At 67.6% G+C, this 23630-nt stretch carries 20 protein-coding genes; 10 read left to right on the top strand and 10 right to left on the bottom strand.

All coding sequences use genetic code 11. The features are described 5' to 3' along the window. Positions 1-143 precede the first annotated feature (143 nt). The gene (locus HALXA_RS04315) at positions 144-1349 is read left to right on the top strand and encodes a hypothetical protein (RefSeq protein WP_013879095.1); all 1206 of its coding nucleotides are present in this window, start codon (positions 144-146) and stop codon (positions 1347-1349) included. A gap of 53 nt (positions 1350-1402) precedes the next feature. Here HALXA_RS04315 and HALXA_RS04310 read toward each other — a convergent pair whose 3' ends face one another. The 5 genes from HALXA_RS04310 to HALXA_RS04290 are packed head-to-tail and all read right to left on the bottom strand — an operon-like array spanning position 1403 to position 6767. After that, a complete protein-coding gene (locus tag HALXA_RS04310; RefSeq protein ID WP_013879094.1) occupies positions 1403-2422 on the bottom strand; it encodes an SDR family oxidoreductase in 1020 nt (339 codons plus the stop codon). 7 nt (positions 2423-2429) lie between these two features. Further along, entirely contained in the window at positions 2430-4007 is a 1578-nt protein-coding gene (locus HALXA_RS04305) for a vitamin K epoxide reductase family protein (RefSeq protein ID WP_013879093.1), read from the bottom strand. Between the two features lie 6 nt (positions 4008-4013). Further along, positions 4014-5969: a glycoside hydrolase family 15 protein gene (locus HALXA_RS04300; RefSeq protein WP_013879092.1), complete on the bottom strand. Its 1956-nt coding sequence runs from the start codon at positions 5967-5969 to the stop codon at positions 4014-4016. Positions 5970-6019: 50 nt separating this feature from the next. After that, positions 6020-6400: an SPW repeat domain-containing protein gene (locus tag HALXA_RS04295; protein WP_013879091.1), complete on the bottom strand. Its 381-nt coding sequence runs from the start codon at positions 6398-6400 to the stop codon at positions 6020-6022. A 13-nt stretch (positions 6401-6413) separates the two neighbouring features. After that, the gene (locus tag HALXA_RS04290) at positions 6414-6767 is read right to left on the bottom strand and encodes a four-helix bundle copper-binding protein (protein ID WP_013879090.1); all 354 of its coding nucleotides are present in this window, start codon (positions 6765-6767) and stop codon (positions 6414-6416) included. Positions 6768-7050: 283 nt separating this feature from the next. On the opposite strand from HALXA_RS04290, the gene HALXA_RS04285 reads away from it, so the two are divergent. Beyond that, complete coding sequence (locus HALXA_RS04285; RefSeq protein WP_245550076.1) at positions 7051-7380, top strand: hypothetical protein; 330 nt, start codon at positions 7051-7053, stop codon at positions 7378-7380. Further along, positions 7368-7961, top strand: coding sequence for a hypothetical protein (locus HALXA_RS04280; RefSeq protein WP_013879088.1), 594 nt, complete (start codon positions 7368-7370; stop codon positions 7959-7961). The genes HALXA_RS04285 and HALXA_RS04280 overlap by 13 nt, the downstream gene beginning before the upstream one ends. Before the next feature lie 116 nt (positions 7962-8077). On the opposite strand, the gene HALXA_RS04275 is transcribed toward HALXA_RS04280, so the two are convergent. Beyond that, entirely contained in the window at positions 8078-8671 is a 594-nt protein-coding gene (locus tag HALXA_RS04275) for a hypothetical protein (RefSeq protein ID WP_013879087.1), read from the bottom strand. 123 nt (positions 8672-8794) lie between these two features. Here HALXA_RS04275 and HALXA_RS04270 point away from each other — a divergent pair, with 123 nt between their 5' ends. From HALXA_RS04270 to HALXA_RS04250, 5 genes are all read left to right on the top strand, one after another. Then, a complete protein-coding gene (locus HALXA_RS04270) occupies positions 8795-9475 on the top strand; it encodes a ThuA domain-containing protein (RefSeq protein WP_013879086.1) in 681 nt (226 codons plus the stop codon). A gap of 116 nt (positions 9476-9591) precedes the next feature. Then, the gene (locus tag HALXA_RS04265; RefSeq protein WP_013879085.1) at positions 9592-10569 is read left to right on the top strand and encodes a Gfo/Idh/MocA family protein; all 978 of its coding nucleotides are present in this window, start codon (positions 9592-9594) and stop codon (positions 10567-10569) included. Positions 10570-10646: 77 nt separating this feature from the next. Beyond that, the gene (larE, locus tag HALXA_RS04260; RefSeq protein WP_013879084.1) at positions 10647-11546 is read left to right on the top strand and encodes an ATP-dependent sacrificial sulfur transferase LarE; all 900 of its coding nucleotides are present in this window, start codon (positions 10647-10649) and stop codon (positions 11544-11546) included. 249 nt (positions 11547-11795) lie between these two features. Beyond that, positions 11796-12152 (top strand): hypothetical protein, encoded by a 357-nt coding sequence (locus HALXA_RS04255; RefSeq protein WP_013879083.1) that lies wholly within the window; start codon positions 11796-11798, stop codon positions 12150-12152. Positions 12153-12272: 120 nt separating this feature from the next. Then, the gene (locus HALXA_RS04250; protein ID WP_049895401.1) at positions 12273-12632 is read left to right on the top strand and encodes a hypothetical protein; all 360 of its coding nucleotides are present in this window, start codon (positions 12273-12275) and stop codon (positions 12630-12632) included. A 724-nt stretch (positions 12633-13356) separates the two neighbouring features. Here the strand turns inward: HALXA_RS04250 and HALXA_RS04245 are convergent. The 4 genes from HALXA_RS04245 to tatC all read right to left on the bottom strand — a co-directional run bounded on the left by HALXA_RS04245 (position 13357) and on the right by tatC (position 20676). Then, positions 13357-15126, bottom strand: coding sequence for a nitrite/sulfite reductase (locus tag HALXA_RS04245; protein ID WP_013879081.1), 1770 nt, complete (start codon positions 15124-15126; stop codon positions 13357-13359). Between the two features lie 447 nt (positions 15127-15573). Next, positions 15574-16956, bottom strand: coding sequence for an MFS transporter (locus HALXA_RS04240; RefSeq protein ID WP_013879080.1), 1383 nt, complete (start codon positions 16954-16956; stop codon positions 15574-15576). A gap of 19 nt (positions 16957-16975) precedes the next feature. Further along, the gene (nasA, locus tag HALXA_RS04235; protein ID WP_013879079.1) at positions 16976-19129 is read right to left on the bottom strand and encodes an assimilatory nitrate reductase NasA; all 2154 of its coding nucleotides are present in this window, start codon (positions 19127-19129) and stop codon (positions 16976-16978) included. A 455-nt stretch (positions 19130-19584) separates the two neighbouring features. Next, a complete protein-coding gene (tatC, locus tag HALXA_RS04230) occupies positions 19585-20676 on the bottom strand; it encodes a twin-arginine translocase subunit TatC (protein ID WP_013879078.1) in 1092 nt (363 codons plus the stop codon). Positions 20677-20848: 172 nt separating this feature from the next. On the opposite strand from tatC, the gene HALXA_RS04225 reads away from it, so the two are divergent. Together HALXA_RS04225 and HALXA_RS04220 are read left to right on the top strand one after the other, a co-directional pair. Then, positions 20849-23218: a twin-arginine translocase subunit TatC gene (locus tag HALXA_RS04225; protein WP_013879077.1), complete on the top strand. Its 2370-nt coding sequence runs from the start codon at positions 20849-20851 to the stop codon at positions 23216-23218. 94 nt (positions 23219-23312) lie between these two features. Next, positions 23313-23492: a ribbon-helix-helix protein, CopG family gene (locus tag HALXA_RS04220; RefSeq protein WP_013879076.1), complete on the top strand. Its 180-nt coding sequence runs from the start codon at positions 23313-23315 to the stop codon at positions 23490-23492. Positions 23493-23630 lie beyond the last annotated feature (138 nt).

Below are 23630 nucleotides of genomic sequence, written 5' to 3'. Positions count from 1 at the left end.
AGCCGCACGGGCCGTCTCGCGCGCACCTGCAGGCCCGGCCACTTCGGTCGGGGGAGGTGAACGGACAGTGAACCGCAGCGGCGGGACCGAAACGACCCGGTCGGGTCGAGTCAGGTCCCGGAATCGAGCGGAAACCGACAGCGATGCAGCCGACATCGAAGACGGCGGCGCTTACGACCGAGACCGACACCGACACCGAGACTCCGATGATGAACACGCGCCTCGAGGCCGACTACTGGGTCGTCGATAGCGACGGCTATTTCGCGCCGGCGGGACCGCTCGCCGGCGTCGACGGGTGCACAGTCGAGAAACGCGAGCCCGCGTCGCTGGTCACGGTGACGACCCCGCTCAGCGAGTCGATCCCTGCGCTTCGGCAGTCGTTCGTCGATCGCCTCGAGGAAGCGTGTGCACGCGCTGCGAACACGGAGCGGCGGCTCGTCCCGCTGGCGACGCCGATCAACGGGACTCCGAGAGTCGATCAACCGGACGACGACCGCACTCGGCTGCGGCAGGTAATCGCCGACACCGAGGACGACGAGTCCGACGACGCGGTCAGCAGTAAATCAGGGCTCGACCGCGAGTCCGGACCGAGCGTCGATCGTCGCTACTGCGCCGGCGCCCGAGTCTGCGTCGAGCGACACGCCGTGACCGACCAGCTCAACGCCCTGCTCGCGCTGACGCCCGCGCTCGCGCTGGTCAACTCCTCGCCGTACGTCGGCGGCGAGCGCGTCGCCGCCGGCGCGCGGACCCACTGCCACCGGACGCGAGTCGACGGGGCTCGCGACGGCCGACCCTGCCGGTACGTCGACTCCGCGGCCGAATGGAACCGCCGCTTCGAGGCGTCCGCGGACGTCGGCTGGACGCCGGTCGCGCTCCGCGAGCGGGCCGATCCCCCGATGATCGAGTGGCGAGCGCCGGACGCGGCGCTGCCGAAACAGCTCCTCGGGCTGGCCGGGGACGTCGCGACGGTGATGGATCGGCTTCGCCGCGGCACCGTCCACATCGGGGGACGAGGGGAGCGAGCGGACCGGGGTGGGGGACGCGGTCGCCGCGGAACCGAACGCACCGACGCGGCGCCGCCGGGCCGCGTCACGAGCGACGGCCTCGCGCTTCCGCGCGCGACGACCGTCGCCGACCTCGTCGACGCGGCGACCTACGAGGGCCTCGAGTCGACCCCGCTCGCCGTCTACCTCGAGCGGATGGGGTTCGCCGTCGACGACTACCACCCGATCTCCGCGCGGATCGACGGCCGCCGGTACGTGAGCCGGGCCGACGCGCGGGAGCTCCGCCTCGAGTACGCGGGGTTGCTCGAGGCTGACGTCGCCGAACTCGCGTGCACACTCGAGTGAGGGGGTCACGGGGCGCGAGACCGGAGAGGGAGAGACGGAGAGCGAAGGGAGGCTCACTCGTCGTCGGCCGATCCGTCGTTTCGACCGAGTGCCGCGGCGACGACCGCGGCCGCGAGGCCGAGGAGGAGCGCGAGCGGCCGGCGGTGCGTGCTCGCCCACAGCTGGACGCTCCGATCGCGCGCCCGCTCGTCGAACGGGCCGCGAGCGCCGAAGTCGCCGGCCACCGGCTCGTGGAGGTTGTTCGGTCGGTCCGAATCGGCCGGCTCGTTGGTCAGCTGGGAGTCGTAGCCGCCACTGGCGAGCATGTTGTCGAGTCGCCGCGGGATCAGGCGGTCGCCGAGGATGGCCTTCACCGTCGACCGACCGACCCACAGCTCGTCCTTCCCGCGGTCGACGGTCCAGACGATCGCTCGAGCGGCGACCTCGGGCTGGTAGATCGGCGGCACTGGCTGCGGCTGTCGCGGCATCCGGCTTTTCGTCCACTCGAACTGCGGGGTGTTCATCGCGGGCATCTGCACCATCGACAGCTGGACGTCGCAGTCGTCGTGGATGAGCTCCGTCCGAACGGACTCGGTGTACCCCTGAATGGCGTGTTTCGCGCCGCAGTAGGCCGACTGGAGTGGGATGCCCCGGTACGCAAGCGCCGAGCCGACCTGGACGATCGTCCCCTCGTCGCGGGGCCGCATCCGCTCGAGCGCGGCCTGCGTGCCGTGGACGTAGCCGAGGTAGGTGACCTCGGTGACGCGGCGGTAGTCGTCGGCGGTCATCTCGGCGGCGGGCGAGAACACCGACACCATCGCGTTGTTCACCCAGACGTCTATCGGGCCGAAGGCGTCCTCGACGGTCTCGGCCGCGGCCTCGACCGCGTCGGGGTCGGAAACGTTGGTCGGGACGGCGATCGCCTCGCCACCGGCGTCCTCGACGTCTGCGCGCGCCCCCTCGAGGCCGTCCTCGCCGCGCGCGAGGAGGCCGAGCTTCGCGCCGCGTTCGGCGAACGCGCGAGCGGTGGCTCGCCCGACGCCGGCCGATGCACCGGTGACGACGACGACGTTCGAATTGTCGGAATCAGACATGTGCGTATCAGCTGCTGAGCGGGTTCAGTCGATCGATCGTCTCGAGGGTGGCGTAGCGCTCCCAGCCGCCGTAGCGGTCCGTGATCGGTCCCCGGGGAACGCTGAGGATTGCGACGAGCAGGCCGGCGACGGCGGCGTTGATCGCGGCGATCGTCGGAACGCCCGCGAGCAGCCACGGCGCCGCGATCAGCCACCCGGCCAACGGGACGTTGAGAAACCGGACCGCGCGAGCCGGTTCGCCGGTCGCGATCACCGTAAACGAGACGATCAGCGCGCCGGCGAGGTGGCTGCTGTCGGCCATGAGTCCCGTCGTCCCGAAGACGGTCGGCGAGAGCATGAGCCAGGCGCCCAGCGCCATCGCTCCGAGCAACGTCCACGGAATCGAGACGCCCCAGAACGGCTCGCTCACGGGGGAGTCGCCGATCGGGCGCGTCGACGTCTCGTCGACGCCCGCCTCCTCCTCGGGGATCGTCCCGCCCATCCAGAAGGCGGTCCAGAGGCTGTCGCCCCGGCGCATCAGGCGGACGACGTACTGACCCATCGCGACCACCTCGTCGACCGTCAGGGCGATCATCCAGAGCATGCCGAACGCCGACAGGAGACAGAGCGTACACCACGTCCCGACCATGATCGGCTGCATGATGACCAGCAGCACCTGGACGAAGCCGAGCGGAATCACGACGACGCCGAAGAAGGCGACCATCCACGGCATCGTTCGCCACCGCCGCCGGTCGCCCATGAAGCCCATCAGGGCCTCGATCGAGTAGGCCACTGCGCCGAGGCCGGCGTCCGAGACCGGAAACGCCTCCGATATCCTCGAGGTGAGGATCTGCTCGGTACCGGATCCGTAGATCGGATCCCAGACGCTCTCGATGTACCCCAGTTGAAAGGCGGCCATGTACCACGAGGCGAAGAAGCCGAAGACGCCGAGCGCGATCAGCGGCGCGCGCTGGGCGCCCGTCGAAGGGTTGTACGACCACCCGGGCGGGACGGTCGGCCCGTCCATCTCCGAGCGCATCACGATGAGGACCGAGAACGTGATCACCATGGTCCCTACGAGCCCGCTGTTGGCGTAGGCCGCGGCCGTCGGCGCCGAGAACGCGATCGGCGCGAACACCAGCCAGAGGCCGACGAAGCCGTTGGCGTAGTTGGCGTACCCGTTCTCGTAGTAGATCGTGGCGCCGGCGAGCGCGATCAGGACGAGACCGCTGACGACGCTGTTCCAGAACACCGGCGCGCTCTCGTAGCCGAACGCCGGCGCGGTCGCGACCAGCCAGGCGCCCAGCGAGATGACGGCGTACTGGACCCAGGTTTCCTTCGTCGGATGGGCGAGCATCATGTCGCCGGGACGCATCGAGTCGTCGCCGTCGCCGTTCCCGTCGTCCCCGTCGTCCCCGTCGTCACCGCCGCTCCCGTTGCCACCGCCGCCATCACTGCCGTCGCCACCGCTCCCGCCCGCGCCATCCGCACCGCCCGCACCGCTCCCGTCACCGCCGTCGGGTCGCGAGCGCCGCTTCCGCGCATCGGTCGTCACGGCCGTCGGTTCCGTCGGTTCGTCGGTCGAGTCGTGGTGGTTGTCGTGCATGCTCTCTTACTCGTTGTCGTTCGATCGTCCCACGATCGTCGTGCTCGAGTCGACGTCGCGGGCCCCGTCGGTGCCGAGCGGCGCCGGCGACGGATCGCTCGAGCCGGTCGCGTCGGTCAGATAGAGCGCGCCGTTGAGCAGGCCGATGTGGCTGTACGCCTGCGGATAGTTGCCCCGCTGCTCGCCGTCGTCGGGGTCGACCGCCTCGCCCAGCAACCCGAGCGGGCTGGCGTACTCGAGGATCGACTCGAAGCGCTCGCGGGCCTCGTCGGTCCGGCCCGCGAGCGCGAGCGCGGTGACCAGCCAGAACGCGCTGACGACGAACGGGTTGTCGACGCCCGGGAGACCGTCGTCGCCCTCGTAGCGCCGGACGAGCCCGTCGTCGGTCGCCAGCCGGTCGATCGTCGCGTCGATCGTCCGCCGAACGCGGTCGTCGTCCGGCGGGAGGAAGCCGACCACCGGAACGAGCAGGTTCGCCGCGTCGAGCGTGTCCGCGTCGCCGAACGACTGCACGAACGAATTCGTCTCCTCGCTGACCCCGCGCTCGAGGATCGCCGCCCGGACGTCGTCGCGGGCCGTCCGCCAGCGCTCGAGCGGTGCGTCGACGCCGTCGGCCGCCTCGGCGAGTTCGATCCCGCGGTCGAGCGCCGTCCAGCACATGACCTTCGAGTAGACGAAGTGCTCGGGGTCGGTCCGCACCTCCCAGATGCCGGCGTCGGGCTCGTCCCACCCCTCGACGACGTAGTCGACGAGGTCGCGCACCACCGGCCAGTCGTCGGACCGCATCGGCTCGCCGTAGCGGACGCTCTCGTAGAGCGCGAGCACCAGTTCGCCGTAGACGTCGAGCTGGTGCTGGTCGCGGGCCGCGTTGCCGACGCGGACGGGCGCGGAGCCGCGGTAGCCCTCGAGGTGGTCGAGGACGCGTTCCTCGAAGTCGCTCCCGCCGTGGAGGCTGTAGACCGGCGGCATCTCCGCCGGATCGTGCCGGCTGCAGTGGTCGAGACACAGTTCGAAGTAGGAGCGGGCCTCCTCGAGGTGGTCCAGTTCGGAGAGCGCCCGAACCGTGAAGGCCGCGTCGCGGATCCAATTGTACCGGTAGTCCCAGTTGCGGACGCCGCCGATATCCTCGGGGAGCGAGGTCGTCGGCGCCGCACACACCGCGCCCGTCTCGCGGTGGATGAGGAGCTTGAGGACGAGCGACGAGCGGACGGCCAGATCGTGCCACGGCCCCGCCACGGGGCAGTCGCCGCCGTCGCAGTCGTGGGTCCACGACCGCCAGTAGTCGACGGTCTCAGCGAGCGTCTCCCGGTGGCGCGACGGCTCGAGCGGGATCGCCTCGCCGTAGCCCAGGACGAACCAGCGCGTCTCGCCGGGCTCGAGGGTGGCCGTCGCGGTCGCTGCAGTTCCGGTTTTAGTGCCGTCGTCGGGTTCGATTCCGTCTTCGTCACTGCCGACATCGCCCGCGTCGCCGCTCGTCACCTCGAGCGCCAGGTCGCTCGAGAGGACGGCCCGTTCGTCGTCGCCGGTTGCGACGACGCCGTCGGCGGTCGGTTCGATCCGGGGCACGTCGCGGGCGTAGTCGAACCGCGGCTCGAATGTCGCAGAGACCTCGAGCGGCCCCTCTTCGCAGTCGAGCTTCCGGTAGATTGCCGGCGGCCGGTCGGCCGACTCGCCGGCCTCGGCGACGGGAACGAAGTCCGTCAGCGTCGCCGCGCCGCCGGCGGTCCGAAACGTCGTCTCGAGCACGTTCGTCCGGTCGCGGTACCGCTGGACGGACTCGAACGACGCCGTCGGGCGAACGGCGAAGCGGCCGCCGCGGTCGGCGTCGAGCACAGCGGCGAATACGCTCGACGACTCGACGTGCGGGGCCGGCCACCAGTCGATCGAGCCGTCGGCGCCGCTCAGTGCGACGGTGTTTCCGTCGCCGATCGCGCCGTACTCCTCGAGTGGGGTGTATTCCATCAGATGGTGTGTGGTCGCGGTGTGCGGTACGTTGCGGTATGCGGCGATCGCTATTCGGCGGTCGTGCGGACGGACGGGGGGCGGTCGGCGGCGGCCGCGACGTAGGCGTTGTAGCCGCCGAAGCTCGCGATCACGGTCCCGACGGCGACGTCGTTCCACAGCGCCGGTTGCGCGCGGCCGAGCCCGAGGACGAACGGCGCGACGACGAGCCAGCCGCCGAGGACCGCGACGAGGCACGCGCCGACCGCGCTCGGGGATCGCCGGTCGCGGACGTCGACGTAGTTGTACCCGGCGAGGACGGCGACCGCGGCGCCGACCAGGACGTCGTTCCAGCGGGCGATCCCCGACGGGGCGAGGACGGCCGCGGCGACGATCAGCCAGCAGCCGAGCAGACAGTTGCCGGCGGCGGCGAGCCTCGTCGTCGCGTCCATCCGTCGGTCGCGATCAGGCCGACGCCATGTTTCGACAGGTCTCCGCGCAGTCGCGGAGGACGTCCGCGCAGACCTGACAGTGCTCGGCGTCGTGTTGCTCGCACTCGTCGGCACACTCCTCGCAGGCGTCGGCGGTGATCGCGGCGACGTCCGAGCTGTAGCCCGAGTTGCGGGCCATGAACCGCGCGTGCAGCGACACGAGATCGGCGACGTCTCGGCAGAGCCGGAGACACTCGGCCATCTCCTCGCCCTCGTCGGCACACTCGTCCGCGCACCACTCGCAGGCCTGGGCGCACTCGAGGCAGCTGTCGATACACTCCTGCATCTCCTCGTCCTCGCTGACGTGATCGATCTGAGTCAGAGCCATTGCGTTCGAGCCGTCGGCGACGACCGGCTTTGTTATCCACACCCCACGCCGATCCGGCCGAACGGTGAGGCGCGCGACTCGCCGCAACCGTCGCGGTGCGGCCGATCGGTGAGGGGCGGTTTACGAGGGATTACTCCCCGTCGCGGCGCGGCGGTCGATCGCGTCGCCCGCACCAGCGAGGAGTTGGTCAGACCTCGCGACCCCGCGCCGTATGGCGGATCTGAGGGATCATCACCGCGCGGTTGAAATCCCATGCCGCGCCTTAACGATCGCCGGCCGCGTTATGCCACCCGTGGGCCACACTGCCGTTCACCTCCTCGGCGTCCCGGTCGCGATCGTCGCCAGCACCGGAGCCGGCGTGTTCGCGCTGCTCTCGTGGGGCATCTTCCGGAACTCCCCCTTCGGAACGGCGATCGCCCTCCTCTCGCTCGGGATGGTGACGCTGACGATCTACCACACGATGGTGCTCGTGACCGGCCCGGAAACCCTCGCGTTGCACGTGCTCCGGAGCGCGGCGAACACGATCGTCGCGATCGTCCTCGGCCTGTTGATACTTCGCCACCGACAACTCTATCGGCGGCGGTCCGGAGGTGACCCCCCGTGGACGGACTGACCCCCTTCGCCGGCTACAACCTCGCGATCGGCATCGTCGTCGCCCTCGAACTCCTGTACTTCCTCTCGCTCGAGGCGTCCGTCGCGGCCTACCGCCGGTTCGTGCTCGTCACCGTCGCGGGGGTAACCTTGGCCGTGATCGCCGGGCCGATCGCCGAACTGGTCGCGCCGGCGCTGGTCCACTGGGTCCACGCGATCGCCGCGTTGCTCGTCGTCTTCGGGCTCTACGATCCCGTGACGAACGACACCCGGACGACCGAATGGGCGCGGGTGCTGTTGAGCGAGCCGTCCCGGGTCCGGCGCCCGGCCGAGTGGATGACGCCGATGGACGACGAGATACTCGCCGCGTTCCACGACACCGGGCTCGCTCTCACGCCGTCAGTCGTGGCCTTCAACACCGGCTTCAGCCGAAAGGAAGTGAACCGACGGCTGATCGAACTCGAGGCGCACGGGTTCGTCGACAAGGTAGAACGCGGAAAGTATCGCCTGGCGCGACGGGGCGAGCGATACCTTCGAGGACAGTTTCGCACCGGTTCGGCGACGGACGACGAGGGTGAGGACGACAGCGGCATTCGCGGGTGAGGACGACAGCGGCGTTCGCGGGTGAGGACGACAGCGGCGTTCGCGGGTGAGGACGACAGCGGCGTTCGCGGGTGAGAACGGTCGCGGCGGTAGTCGCGGCTGTGCTCCCGTTCGCGTCAGTTCCCGTCGTCGTACTCGTACTCCGTCTCCGGATCCGCGGCGCCCTCCGTGCGGGAGCCGACCCAGGCGCCGAGCGAGAGCCCGTAGACGAGGTGGCCCGCGTGAAACAGCGCGAGTTCGTCCGCCTCGAGTTGGATGCCGAGCAGCTCCTTCAGCACGAGCTGCGATCCCAACGCCGACAGCACCATCCCGTAGATCGGGCCCCAGATGAGGCCGCGCTGCTCGGGTTCGATCGCCTGTTCGGCGTCCTGGAGTTCGAACAGGGCGCCGAACATCGCACCGCCCTGAATCCCGTACGCGAGGTGCAGGGCGAGGCCGGCGACCGGGTGCTCGTCGGGGTCGTCGTCGCGGGCGACGTACTGCGACCAGAAGTTCGCCGACGGCGGCAGCGACCGCATGATCGGCAGCCGGAAGGCCGTCATGATCAGCGTCGCTACGACGCCGGCCTGGACGCCGCGGACGACCGCGCCGGCGACGTTTTTGTCCGCGGTACGCGAACGCTCGTCCGCGTCGGGGCGGATTCGATTCTCGGGCTCGGGCCCGGAGCCGGCGGACGGCCGCAACTGACGCAGGCGATCGGATACTGACATCGGGTGAAACGGTACTGCGAGCAGCGTCTTAACGCTCCGGCGCGCTCGTGACGGCCTCGGAGCGGCGGATCGGGACGCCACGCGGTATCAAACTACTTGGTGGTCGCCCGCAACGACGGAGATATGACGGACGCACTACTGATCGGCGAGAACACGTTTCCGTTCCACAAGATCGACGAGAAGGGACCGGAACTGGTCGACGCGGTCGGCGACGCCGCCGACGTGACGACCACGACGGACCGCGACGAGCTCGCCGCGCTCCCCCACTCGGCGTACGACCTCCTGATCGACTATCTCACCGATAGCACGCTCACCGACGACCAGCAGGAGGGCCTGCTCGAGTTCGTCCGGAACGGTGGCGGCTACCTCGGCGTCCACTGCGCCGCCGACCTGCAGAGCACGCCGCCGTCGGATCCCGACGCCAACGAGGTGCTCGAGAAGCGCGACGAACCGATTCCCGAGCTTCGGTCGCTGGTCGGCGGCCACTTCCTCGACCACCCCGAACAGGCCGAGTTCGGCGTCGATATCGTCGCCGACCATCCCGTGACGGCCGGCGTCGAGGACTTCAGCGTCCACGACGAGCCCTATCAGGTAGACGCCGACGAGGGCGCGGACAGCGACCTGACGATCCTCGCGCGGATGGACCACCCGGATCCCGACTTCGAGGACTATCCCATCGCCTGGGTCCGGACGGAGGGCGACGGTCGCGTCTGCTACATCTCGATCGGCCACACGGACGAGGCGCTGCGAAGCGACGGCTTCCGGGGACTCCTGCGGAACGCGATCTCGTGGACGACCGCGTGAGCGCGACCGCAGATCGCGCTCGAGACTGAACCACTCGAGCGGGCCCGCCGTAAACCGAACCGCGGGCCGCGAGCGGATCGGGCGGTTATTTACGCCCCTTCGCGAAACGTCGTACCATGGATTTCGGCGTACTGAGTACTGCTGGCATCGCACGGAAGGCCTTTCTTCCGGGAATCGAACCGACCGAACACGAGGTCACGGCCGTCGCGTCTCGAGACCTCGAGCGGGCCGAGGCGTTCGCCGACGAGTTCGGGATCGACGACTGCTACGAGGGCTACGAGGCGCTCATCGAGGAGTCCGACGTCGACGCGGTGTACATCCCGCTGCCGAACGAGTTCCACGCCGAGTGGACGAAGAAGACGGCCGACGCCGGCATCGACGTGCTCTGCGAGAAGCCCCTGACCGTCGACGCGGCGGAGGCCCGCGAGGTCGTCGCCCACTGCGAGGAGCGGGGCGTGACGCTGATGGAGGGCTTCATGTACCTCTACCATCCCCGAACCGAGCGCGCGCTCGAGCTCGCCAGCGAGGAACTCGAGGACGTCCGCTCCGTGACGGCGTCGTTCAAGTTCCCGCTGTTCGGCAGCCCCGACGACATCCGCCTCTCGCCAGACCTGCACGGCGGCAGCCTGATGGACGTCGGTTGCTACCCGGTCTCGCTGGTCCGACAGGTCCTCGGCGAGCCCGACAGCGTCTACACCTACACGAACGACTCCCGCGGCAGCGGCGTCGACACGGAACTGGCCGGTATCCTCGAGTACCACGACGCCTCCGCCCGGATCGCCTCCGGCTTCGACACGCAGGACGTCCAGCGCTACCGCATCGAGGCCGCCAACGGCTGGATCGAGGTCGAGGGCGCCTTCAACCCCTCGAGCGATACCTACGAACTCGAGTATGAGATCGACGGGCGCCACGCGGTCGAGACGTTCGACCCGGTCGATCAGTACCGCCTCGAGATCGAGCACTTCGCCGACTGCGCCGAGAACGACCGGCAGCCCCGCACCGACGGGAACGAGGCGATCGCCAACATGGCGGTCATCGACGCGCTCTACGAGAGCGCCGAGACGGATCGCGCCGTCGACGTCGACGACGTCTGAGCCAGCGGCCTACGAGAGTCGTCGGGACTGACGCCGACGACAACGCGCTTTTGCCCGTCCGGTACGAACGGGGGGCTATGACAACGGTCGAGGACGAGGGCGAGAGCGAGGACGAGGTCGCGGCGAAACTCGAGGCCGCGCGCGCCGACCTCGCCGCCCGCGACGGGGTGCTCGTCGCCTTCTCCGGCGGGGTCGACTCGAGCGCGGTGGCCGCGATCGCCCGCGACGCCCTCGGCGACGACGCGATCGCCTGCACCGCGAAAAGCGAGACGCTCCCCGAGGCCGAACTCGAGGACGCAAAGCGGGTCGCCGACGAGATCGGCATCCGCCACGAGATCGTCTCCTTCTCCGAACTCGAGAGCGACGACTTCGTCGAAAACGACGACGACCGCTGCTACCACTGCCGGACGATGCGACTCGGCGAGATGCTCGAGACCGCTCGCGAGCACGGCGTCGAGACGGTCTGCGACGGGACCAACGCGGACGATCCCGGCGCCGGCCACCGGCCCGGACTGCAGGCCGTCGAGGAACTCGACGTCCACTCGCCGCTTTTGGCTCACGGCATCACGAAAGACGAGGTCCGGGCGATCGCCGCACACTACGACCTCTCGGTCGCCGACAAGCCCTCCATGGCCTGCCTCTCCTCGCGGATTCCGACCGGCCTCGAGGTCACCGAAGAGCGCCTGACGCGGGTCGAGCAGGCCGAAGCCCTGCTGCGCCAGTGGGGGTTCGACCAGTTCCGCGTCCGCGATCACGACGGCCTGGCCCGCATCGAGGTCGCGCCCGACGAACTCGAGCGGGCGCTGACCATGGAGTTCGCCGAGACCGTCCGCGAGGAACTGTCGCGGATCGGCTTCGACCACGTCACGCTGGACCTGCACGGCTACCGGACCGGCAGCGTCAGTCCCGAGAACACGGAGACCGACGAGCCGGTCGTCGAGGACGTCTTCGCGGCGGAATCCGAAACCGACGATTGACGATCGCGGGCAGATCGTACCAGTTCGCTACTGATCGAAGACTCGATCCCAGAACTGGTGTCGAAACCGATCCTGAATCCAATGTCAGTTGTCGCATTGTCCACTACAGACCCAACCTAATAGACGCACGGTCAGAATATAATCGCATTATCGGCGGTAGATTCGTCGGTAGTGTAGTTTCTGAACTAACGTCCGGGAATATTGCGCAATGCGATACGAACGTAGCACTCCGCTTGGTATCACTGATCGATGGACGCCGACGTGCCGCCCGCGTGGAACACGGAAGAGAGTCGGTCGTACACGCCAGCCGACACCGACCGAGAGATGCAGTACCGAACCTACCGCCACGAATCGGGCGACCTCCGACTGAAGGTCGCACCGGCGTCGCTGGACGGCGAAGACCACCCCGGCTACACGCTGACGGCGACCTCCTACCCCGGACTCGACTTCTCCGAGACGATCCGCGTCAGAACCGTGCTAACCTTCGAGCGGTGCAACCGGATCGCCCGCCAGTTCATGGACCTGTTCTCCGCCAACTACGACGGCCCCGGCTCGCTCGAGGACGCCGTCGACTACGCCTACGAGCGAACGCGAGAACACCGGTGACTCGAAACCGATGGTCGCCGTTGTGAGCAGTGAGAATCACCATCGACTGACAGTCAATATATCGTTCCGTTTACAATACCGACGAGCTTTTTACTCGTATCCGAGTAAGGAGTTTTGATGATGTGGCAAGACCTCGTCTTCCTCGCCGGCAGCGCTCTCTCGATCGTCTTCCTCGCGCCCACCGTCCGCGATGCGACCGCCAAGGTCCCGCTGGGCTCGAGCGTCCCGTCGATGACCATCGGCGCGATCTACGCCTGCACCTACGCGACGATGGGCATGACCTTCTCCGCGGCCGGCTCGCTCGGCGTCGCGACGATGTGGTCGCTGATCGTCAGCTACCGCGCTCCCGTCGACCGGACCGGGCCGACCAATGCGCTGTACTTCGCTCGGAACACGCTCGTACGCGGCTACCGGACGGCGACGTCGCTCTACGGAACCGAGCAGCAGTCCCACGCGAACCACGAGCCCTCCGGCGACTGAACGCTCGGGTAGACGCAGCGGTCCCCCTAATTTTGATTTTCGCGACTGCAAGAACGACGGCCGACAGACTGGTTGTTACGCAAACAGAGAACCAAGCAATCTCGTTGAAAACCTCAATCGGTGATAATTCTCGGCGGTCGTGCTGAGTACAGAGCGCGAATGTCGCACGAGACCCAACATGATTTGCGAAGGTGGTGATCGCTCAGTACAGATTAGACAGGTATCGTTGACCGTTTGGAGTGGTCGAATTCAATACCGGTATAAAGGTATGGTGTGCGCAACACTGCTCTACAATCGGCTCGAGCCCCTTCCATAGAGTGGCGGTCATCAACCGCTTCACTAGCCCAACCACGAAACGGTTCGATGACCGCCGGTTCTTCATCGCTACCAGTGCGTTCAGTACTGTCTCTAAATTGCGCATTGATAGCGAAGATATTTCCAATCCGTCTCAGAGCGAGTGGGGTGTTCAGTATGCAGGTCTACTGAGCGGATGGTTCGTCGGTTTCGGCGCGAAACAAAGGAAGGTGGTGTGCTGAACTCATCCTCTATATTCAGCACGCGATTCGTATCACGTTCTGAGGATTTCAACGGGCCAAATAGACGGTCTCGTGCGCTTGTCCCTGCTCGAGACGGAAACCACTGACAGCGATCGAACCGACAGTCTCGAGCGGTGACGACGCGGAAAGCGGCGTTTGGAGTTCGGATCCGCGAGCGCGTCGCCTCGTCAGTCGTCAGACGGCGCGGCCGATTCCTCGAGGGCCGCGGCCGCCGACGGACTGTCGGCGAAGGGGTACCACGACTGCTTGGCGTCGTCCATGTACGGCGCCTCGAAGTCCGTCTCCTCGGGTTCGCAGAACTCGATGAGCTGCTCCTGGCCCGTCGCCTCGACCCACTGACGGAACGTCTGACCCTCCTTGCGGTGGGCCGCGTAGGCCTCGAGCAGGTTGCGGATCGCGCCGGGCGCCTCGTCGGCCGGGATGCGCTGCTGGATCCAGTCGACGAAGGAGGGCTCCTCGCCGACGCCGCCGCCGACGCCGATGTCGAAGGCCTCGACCATCTCGCCGTCCTTGCGAGCGCGCATCCCCTGCAGGCCGATGTCGGCGGTCATCGCCTGGCCGCAGTCGGCCGTACAGCCGGAGTAGTGCATCTTGATCTTCCCGACGTCGTCGGGGAGGTCGACGTTCTTGTTGAGCCAGCGCAGCATGCGGGCCATCCGCGCTTTCGTCTCGGTCAGCGCGATCGAACAGAACTCCGTGCCGGTACAGGCCATCGCGCCGCGCTCGAACGCGCTGGGTTCGGGCGGGTACTCCTCGAGGATCGGCTCCGCGAGCAGGTCGTCGACCTCTTCGTGAGGGACGTCGACGATAACGGGGTTCTGGCGACGGGTCAGCCGGATCTCGCCGGAACCGTACTCGTCGGCCAGATCAGCCAGTTCGATGGCGTCCTCGGCCGGCAGGCGGCCGATGGGGACGCTCAGGCCGACGTACTTCATGCCGTCTCCCTTCTGGTCGCCGACGCCGACGTGGTCGTGGGGCCCCTCGTCGCGGGGTCGACCGGCGTTGTAGGTGTACTCGCCGCGGAAGTCCTCGCCCGCAGTGTGCAGTTCGAAGTCGACGTACTCCTCCTCGAGCGTCTCGCGGATCTTTTCCATTCCCCAGTCGTCGGCGAAGAACCGCGCGCGGTTCTTCGAGCGGTTCTGGCGGTTGCCGTAATCGTGGTAGAGTTCGACGAAGCCGCGGCCGACCTCGTAGGCGTTCTCCGGGCGGACGAAGACGTCAAGCGGCGTCGCGGCGCGGGGCTGGCGGCCGCCGAGGCCGCCGCCGATGCGGACGTTGAAGCCGCGGACCTCCTCGCCGTCGATCTCCTTGGTCGCCGGCTCGAACCCGATGTCGTTGATCGAGTCCTGCGCGCAGCCGACCCGGCAGCCCGAGACGCTGATGTTGAACTTCCGGGGCATGTTCGCGAGGGCGTCGTCCCCGCGCAGTTCCTCCTCGAAGCGCTCGAGCAGCGGGCCGGACTCGACGAACTCCTCGGCCTTCCCGTGGAGCGGACAGCCCGAGATGTTGCGCATCGTGTCGCCGCCGGCCGAACGGGAGTGGACGCCGACAGCCTCGAGTTTCTCCCAGATTTCGGGGATGTCCTCGAGTTTGAGCCAGTGCAGTTGGATCGACTGGCGCGTCGTGAGGTCGATCCAGCCGTTGCCGAACTCGGGGTTTTCGACGGGGCCCTTCGCGTAGTCGCGGGCGACTTCGCCGATGCGGCGTAGCTGGCCCGGCTCTAAGATGCCGCTGGCGTTGGTCAGCCGCATCATGAAGTACTCCTCTTGGCCGGAGCGCTGCTGGAAGACCCCCCAGAACTTGAACCGGGTGGTCCACTTGTCGACCTCGTCGTCCGGGATAGCCTCGAAGCCGCCGTTTTCGGCGAACTCCTCGATGTGTTCCCGGACCTCGTCGCCGTAGCAGTCCTCCTTCTGTTCCTCTTTCTTATGCACCATCGGCGACCACCTCATCGTCGAACGAACGATTCGACGTAGATCCGCGGATTTTCACTCCAAACATTTCGGAATTCACGTTTCTACATCATGCACCTAAACCATATAACACTAATCGTTGACAAATACCGAAAATAGGGCGCGTTTTAGGATCAGACGTGAGATGTACAATCAGATATGATCTGTATAAGGACGTTTTCTACCAGCCGACCCCCGGTCCGGTCGACGGAGTCACAGCACGGCTCGAGGCGTTCAAACAGCCGATAACCGGCCAATCACCGCGCCGGACGATCGCTCAACGCCGGAACGTCCATTCGGGACCGAAACGGCTGCGAGAAACCGACACCACCGATCTAGCAGTGACCGAACGGGCAGAACGGAAAGAAAAATCCCGCGATCGGTCGGAAAGAAACGACGCGAAACGGCCGGATCGGGGCCGCGCCGAGCCCCTCAATCGTCGGCCGGAACCCCCGCCTCCGCCGTCGAGACGGGCTTGATTCGATAGAGGTGGCTCGAGAGCCCGAGCGCGACGAGGCCGAGTACGAGGTAGACGACGAAGCCGGCCGCGTACCCGGAGACGCCGCGGAGGTCGACGAACAGGCCGAGCAGCGGCGGCACGACGAACCCGCCGAAGGCGCCGATGCCGCCGACGAGTCCGGAGGCGCCGCCGACGGCGTCGGGGACGTACTTCGGGACGAGCTGGAAGACGGCCGCGCTGGCGACGCCCATTCCGGCGCCGAGCAGCATCGTCGCGGCCAGCGCAAGGACGAAGTCGTGTGCGACGATCAGGATCGCGGCGCCGACGGCGATCGTGGCGAAGCTCGCGATCGCGGTTCCCTCGCCGCCGATCCGATCGCTGAGCGCGCCGCCGCCGATGCGGACGGCCGCCGACAGCAGCGTAAAGCCGAGGGCCGTCAGGAGGCCGGCGGTCCGCGACTCGAGGCCGTGGAAAGACTGCCAGTAGGAGGGCAGCCAGGTCGTGAGCGCGAGGAAGCCGCCGAACGAGACGAAAAACAGCGCGACGAGCGACCACGTGCGCGGAATCCGCGCCGCCTCGCGGATCGATCCCAGCGCGTCGCCGCCGGGGAACAACTCCTGGCCCCGCGCTTCGGCGCGGCGCCTGGCCTCGCCGTCCTCGAGCCCGCGCTTGCTGAACTGGAAGTACGGCGCGTCGACGGCGTACCGCGCGTAGACAGCCGTGCCGACGACGAGGAAGCAAAACCAGACGGCGTAGGTGGTCGTCAACCCGACGGCGGCGAGCGCAGTTGGAACGAGGATCGTGAAAATCGCCGGCGAGGTGTTGCCGAGGCCGCCGAAGGCCGCGAGGACCGTTCCCTGCTTCGCCGAGGGATACCAGTACGACGTCTGGGCGGTGCCGACCGAGAACGTCGCGATGCCACAGCCCGACAGCGAGCCGAGCAGGAAGACGAGCGGGTAGTGGGCCATCGTCAGCCCGTCGGCGCCGGCCGTCGCCAGCAGGACGAGCAGCCCGCCCATGCCGACGATCGACAGCCCCAGCAGGACGAGGAAGGGCTTCTTCGCGCCCGTCTTCTCGACCCACGCGCCGAAGGGAATCCGGAGCAGCGAGCCCGTCAGTTGGGGCGCGGCGACCAGCAGGCCGAGCAACAGGCCGGACAGTCCCATCGCGCCCTCGAACTCGGCGGCGACGGGCCCGAAGAGAACGACGCCGGCGAACCCGACGAAGAAGCCGAAGGTTGCGGATGCGACGCCCCGGCGCGGACCGCCGCGAACCTCGAGGGTGGCCCGGCCGTCGACCTCATCCTGTGGGTCACCCGTAGCTACGCGCCCGTCCTCGGACTCGGGTTCGCTCATCGAGACTCACCGATCACGGTTACGCGCTCACTTCGGCGACCGCGCTTGCGTCCCGGTCGCGCGGCGGCACGAGGCGCACCGCGCACTGCTTGAAGTTGGGCTCCTTCGAGCGCGGGTCGACGTCGGGTAGCGTGAGGTCGTTGACCGCCGGGTGGTGGATCGGCAGCCAGACCACGCCGTCCGGGATCGACTCGTCGGTCTCGACGCGGACGGTGACCGAGGCGCGACGGGAGACGACGCGGCCGTATTGGGCGTCGTCGTCATCCTGAACCGCAGCGTCGACGCGCTCGCCGCCCTCGAGTTCGTCGGCCAGCGCGACGGCAGTCGCGGGGCTGACGCGGGCGACCGGCGGTTCGTCCTCTCGAGTACGGACACCGGTGTTGTACGCATCCGGTCGCCGTCCAGTCGTCAGCGTGAGCGGGTAGGCTTCGTCGGTCGACTCGGGGAGCGGACGCGCCCGTCCGCTCGAGAACTGCGCTCGACCGGAGTCGGTGGGGAACGACCACGACTCGTCGGCGTCGGCCGCATCGTCGTCCCCATTCGCGTCGGGACCGTCGTAGTAGCGGTACCCCGCCGAAACGTCGGATGCGGGTGCGGGCCAGCGAACTGCCGCTTCCTCCTCGAGCCGATCGTAGCTGATCCCCGAGAGGTCGGCGGGCGTCCCCGCGGTCAGGGCGGCGAGTTCGTCGAAGACCGCGGCGGGCTCGAGCGGCGTGTCGAACAGCTCGGGCACGACGCGGTCGCCGATCGCGCCGATGAGCTCGAGGTCGGTCTTGATCCCCGAGGGCGTCTCCGTCGCGGCGCGGACGCGGGAGACGGTTCGTTCCATGTTGGTCGTCGTCCCCGCCGATTCGCCCCAGGTCGCCGCCGGCAGGACGACGTCCGCCAGTTCGGCCGTCTCCGAACGGAAGGCGTCCTGGACGACGAGGAAGGCGTCCTCGAGGTGCTCGCGGACGCGGGTCGCGTCGGGCATGCCCGCGACGGGGTTGGTCGCGACGGCGAAGACGGCCTCGACGTCGTCGCCGATCGCGTCGACGATGCCGACCGGGCCGGGACCGGGATCGGCCGGGAGGCGAGGTTCGGGGACGTTCCAATGGTCAGCGACCGCGCGGCGGTGCTCGGGGTCGTCGAACGGCCGGTGGCCGGGCCAGGTCCCCTTCGAGGAGCAGACGCGGGTGCCCATCGAGTTGGCCTGGCCGGTCAGCGAGAACGGTCCCGAGCCCGGGCGGAGGTTGCCCGTCGCCAGACAGAGGTCGATCAGCGCGCCCGACGCCGCGGTGCCGTTGACGCTCTGGTTGATTCCCATTCCCCAGTAGCACAGGGTCGGGTCCTCGAGCGCCGCCGCGATGCGGTCGACGTCCTCGATCGAGACGCCGGCGCGCTCGGCGGCCGCCTCGGCGTCCGGGAGCTCGGCGCGCAAGTCGTCGAAGCCCTCGGTCGCCGCGGCGACGAACTCCTCGTCGACGCGGCCGGTCTCGACGACTCGGGCGAGCACCGCGCGGGCCAGCGCGAGATCGCCGCCGGGCTCGAGCGGGACGTGCAGGTCCGCAACGTCCGCGGTCTCGCTCTCGATGGGGTCGACGACGATTAGCTCGGAGTCCTCGGCGTCGGCGGACTGGTTGATCCACCGGAACATGACCGGGTGGGCCGCGGCCGGGTTCGCGCCCCAGACGAGGTGCGTCTCGGCCTCGGGAATGTCGTCGTAGGTCGGCGGCGGCGCGTCGCTGCCGAAGGCGTCGTAGTAGGCCGTGACCGCGGAGGCCATACACAGCGTCGTGTTGGCGTCGTAGTACGGCGTCCCGAAGCCGCCGCGGGCGAGCTTGCCCAAGGCGTAGGCGGCCTCGTTGGTCTGCTGGCCGCTGCCGAGCACCGCGACGCCCTCGGGGCCAGCCTCGTCGAGGGCGCCCTCGAGTCCCTCCGCAGCGCGCTCTAAGGCCGTCTCGAGGGTCGTCGGGACGAGGTCGCCGTCGCGGCGGACGAGCGGGCGGGCCAGCCACTCGCCGTCGGGATCGGCGGTCTCGGTGACCCCGCGCTGGCAGGCCAGGCCGTTGTTGACCGGATGAGAGGCGTCCCCGCGGACGACGTCGAGTCCGTACCCCTGCTCGACGGGCCGCTGGACGTGGCCGCAGCCGACGGCACACCGCATGCACGTCGTCGGCACGAGATCGGTCATGCGTTCCACCTCCCGGCGCGCCCGGGAACGAGAGTGGCCGATTTACAAACCACCCTCGTCAAGAGAGATTGGCCCAATATCATACAGTGTTTCACGGATAGACGGGAGTATACACAACTACTAAACGATAATCGTTTACAATATCGAACTAATGGGCCATAGAATAAGAGCTTCCGATAATATACGAACACCTCGGAACAATATAAGGCCGTAAAATCACGGGTTGGTGTATCCGGATCGGACGTCCGTCCACGAGATTCCGTGATCCATGATAGCATTCATCTCGACTCGAGAATCGGCGGACGGACGGTGTCTGAACCGGGAGCAAATCCCACGGTTATCGAGTCCAGCATTGACCGTACGGGGCGCGGCCGCTGGTCGATCCGAACGAAGCGCGGAAAAGCAGCGAAGAAGAACGAGACCGAACCGAACTCAGACCCGAATCCGACCCGCGGTCACTCCGTGCCGACCCACTTCAGGATCAGCAGCGTGCCCTCGAACAGCGCGACCATGACGATCGCGACGAGGATCGGCGCCATCCCCGAGGGGTCGAACGTGAACATGAACGAAAGGCCGAGGAACGCGGCCCAGAAGTACAGCCGCTTCTGGGCGAGCCACCGGCGAGTCGTTACGCCCATCATGATCGCCAGCATGATGAACAGCGGAATCTGGAAGACGATCGCGAGGAAGCCGGTCAGCGTGATAATCAGGTCGAACGTGTCGCCAAGGGCGTACGCGATAGCGGCGCTCCCCTCGGCGTAGTACGTGAAATACTGGAAGAGGACGGGCAACACCAGCACGTAGGAAAAGACCATCCCGATGCCCGCGAGCACGACGCTCGTCGGGACCGCCGCGAGGTAGTACTTGCGCTCGTGGGGGTACAGCCCCGGTCGCATGAACAGGTAACACTCGTAGACGAACGTCGGCAGTGCGACCATGATCCCCAAAAGCGCCGAGAGCTTGATCCGGGTCAGCCACAGCTCGAGCGGATGGTAGACGTGCGGCGGCGGCACCTCCTCGGCCGCGGCGGGGAAGACGTCGGTCCAAATGTAGCTGATCGCGTCGGACGCGAACAGCAACCCGATCGCCGTCCCGGCCGTCCCGAACAGCAGGACGACCGCCAGCCGGAGGATCATCTCCTCGATGTGATCGGCCAGCGGCATCTCCTCGTCGTCCGGCGGCGTCTCGAGGCCGTCGAGATCCTCGTCGTCGGGATCCGGATACTCGGGGTCGGGGTAGGACTCGCCGGCGCCGGCACCGGATTCGGGGTTGACGACGCCTTCGCCGTCGGTTTCGACCGGCGGCGTTTCGGTCTCGTCGTCGTCGTTCGCGGTCGCAGCGCTCGAGTTCGAGTCCGAGTCTGAGTCCGCGTTCGCGCTCGAACTCGACTCCGAATCCGAACCTGAACCCGAATCCGCGCCCTCGTCTTCGGGCGGAGTCGACCCGCCGTCGGGGAGCAATCGCTCGTCGCGGCGCCTGCGAGTCCGAGCGCGGAAACCGGATGCGACGGAATCCGCGCTTCCGTCGGCTGCCGACTCGTCCGACATCTATCGGGATATAGATAGGCCGCCGGTTATAGGCCTTTTTCTTACGGCCACTTCGAGCGACCGCCGCGAACCGATCGGACCGACATCGGCCGACTCGCGAATCGCCGTCAACGGCCGCTTTCGACTCGAGGACTCGAAAGGTTGATAACTGGATGTAAGTTACCCACGGACAATGAGTTCTGCCGTCGACGAGGACACCGCCCGAGCGATCAATAGCGGGCGGGAAACCCTCGGCGCACTGCTCTCGAGCGCCCAGACGCACCTTCAGAAGGTGTTTATCGTCTTCGTTATCGGCTTCATCGGCTCGTTCTACGCCCTGCGGGTCTTCGTCTGGGACTTCCTCAAGGCGACGGCGAAGGCCGAGATGAGTCAAGAGATCGGCCAGGCGACCGACATCATCACTCGAACGCCGTTCGAAGTGATCCTCCTGCAAGCGAAGATCGGGATGCTCATCGGAGTTATCCTCGCAATCCCTGCGCTGCTGTACTTCTCTCGAGACGCGCTTCGCGAGCGGGGCGTCCATTCGGTCGTCCCCGTCTCGAAGTGGTACGCCGCCGCCCTCGGGCTGATCTCGATAACCCTGTTCTGCGTCGGCGTCGGCTACGCCTACGGCGTCTTCTTCCCCTTCGCCTTCGATTTCCTCGCGACGATCTCCTACGAGGCCGGCGTCAACCCCCACTGGGGGATCACCGAGTTCACGCAGTTTACCGTCCTGTTGACCCTTTCGTTCGGTCTCGCGGCGCAGCTTCCGCTGGCGATGAGCGCCCTCGCGTACACCGAGATCGTCTCCTACGAGACCTTCCGCGACAAGTGGCGCCACGCGATCATCGCCATCACGGTCTTCGGCGCGATGTTCTCGCCGCCGGACCCGTTCACGCTGGTCATGTGGGCGCTGCCGCTGTTCGCGCTCTACGTCTTCAGCCTCGGCCTCTCGAAGGTCGTCACCAACATCCGTCGCCGCGGCGCGGCCGAACTCGACACCGGGGTTGGCCTCGTGAAACGGCGCGTGCTCCAGTTCGTCGGCGCGCTGGCGGCCGTCGCCGTCGGCACGACCGTCGTCATCAATCAGAACGGACTCGACCGGACCGAAGAAGCGCTGCTCCCCCTGCTGCCGTCCGGGATCCGCCCTGACGGGCTCACGCTCGGCGGCCTCGAGTCGCTCTCGGCCGAGTACGGCCTGCTCGGCGACGCCGCCATCGGGCTGGTCATCGCGGCCGTCGTCGGCCTCGTCGCCCTCATCGGGTACACGATAAAGGTGCTGCAGTCGCCGGTCTACCCCCGAGAGGACGATATCCGGACCGCGGACGACCCGGACGAGATCGACTTCGAGACGCTCGCGGCCGGGGACGTCGAGGACGTCCCGGCGCAGGTATTCCTCTCGATGGAGGAGGAGGAAGCCCTCGAGTACTCCCGGCAGGCGATGTACGACGACAACCGGGACAAGGCCGAGGCGATCCTCAACCGGTTCGATACGCTTCAGGCACAGGCAGACGACGACGACGGCAGCGACTCGGGCGACGGCGACGGCGTGGCAGCCAACAGGCCCGACGCCGCCGGCAGCAGCGCCGGCGAGGAAGAAGAGGAAAGCGTCGTCGCGAGCACCGCTGCGGGGATGCTCGATCCCTTCACCGAGGACGAGACCACCGAGGACGACGTCGGCGGCTACGCCTACGACCTCGCGTTCATCGTCGACAGCCTCACCTCCAAGACGATCTACATCGTCGGCGTCTTCATGGCCGTCCTCGGCGGCACCTTCCTCGCGCTCTACCAGGGTGGCTTCGGCATCATCCTCGCACAGTTCGTCGATCGGGTCCCCAACGAGGCGCTCGCGGAGGTCGCCGACGGCAACGAAGCCTACCTCACCGAGGACATGACGACCGAGGCGACGATCCAGTTGCTCCAGGACCTCGGCTTAGTCGTCGCGCTCGAGCCCGTGGAAGTGCTCATCTTCATGGTGAAGGTGAGTACGATCCTCGGGTTCGTCTCCGTGTTGCCGCTGATCTGCTACTGGGGCTGGCCGGCCGCCAAGGAACGCGGGCTCGTCACCGGCGACTCCCGGATCTTCCTCGTCTGGGGGCTCGCGCTGTTCGCCGGCTTCGGACTCGGGATTTTCCTCGGGTTCTACTGGATCGCGCCGGCCGTGATCTCCTACCTGATCACCGACGCGCTGGCCAACGGGATGGAGGTCTCCTACCGGATCAACAGCTTCTCCTGGCTCGTGATCTACACGACGCTGGGCGTGGGATTCCTCTTTAACGTCGTCGTCACGATGGCGCTGTTCCACATCGGCGGCATCGTCAGCTACCGCACGATGCTCGAGCGCTGGCGGCCGGCCGTCGTCGGGGTCTTCGCGATCGCGGCCTTCGCCAGCCCGAAGGGCATTCTGACGATGCTGCTGCTGGCGATCCCGATCGCGCTCACCTACCTGCTCGGGCTGGCCGTCCTCTACGTGCTCACCGCGGGCGGTCGCCTCTTCGGCGGCGGTCGCGGCGGCGCGCCGGCCGAGCCGGAAGCCGACGCTGACGGCGCGGTCGCCGAGTGAGCGGTTTCGGTTCCGTTTCGATCCCCTCGAGCCCTCGAGCGCGTCACCGACTCCGACGGCTTAAGGGACCTCCCTGCAAACCGTACGCACACTGATGCCGAAGATCAGCGTCGAAATCCCGCAAGAACTGCTCGACGATCTGGACGACCACGTCGGCGACGACGGGAAATTCGTCAACCGCAGCGACGCGATCCGCGCCTCGATTCGGAAGACGCTCGATATCATGGACGAGATCGACGAGCGCCACGATCGGCTCGAGGAGGACGACGCCTAACGGGGCGGAGTCGACAGTCGCGAGCGGTACCGCACTGAACCGTCGAGGAGTCGAAGGATCCGACGCGACGGCGTACACGCTACGCTGGAGAGATTCTACGCGCTCGAGAAGAGCGTGAGCAGGAAACGGAAAGGCCGC

The sequence above is a fragment of the Halopiger xanaduensis SH-6 genome, from assembly GCF_000217715.1.
Classification (GTDB): domain Archaea; phylum Halobacteriota; class Halobacteria; order Halobacteriales; family Natrialbaceae; genus Halopiger; species Halopiger xanaduensis.
The sequence above is the reverse complement of the archived record's forward strand: the minus strand, read 5'-3'. Positions and strand labels throughout refer to the sequence as shown.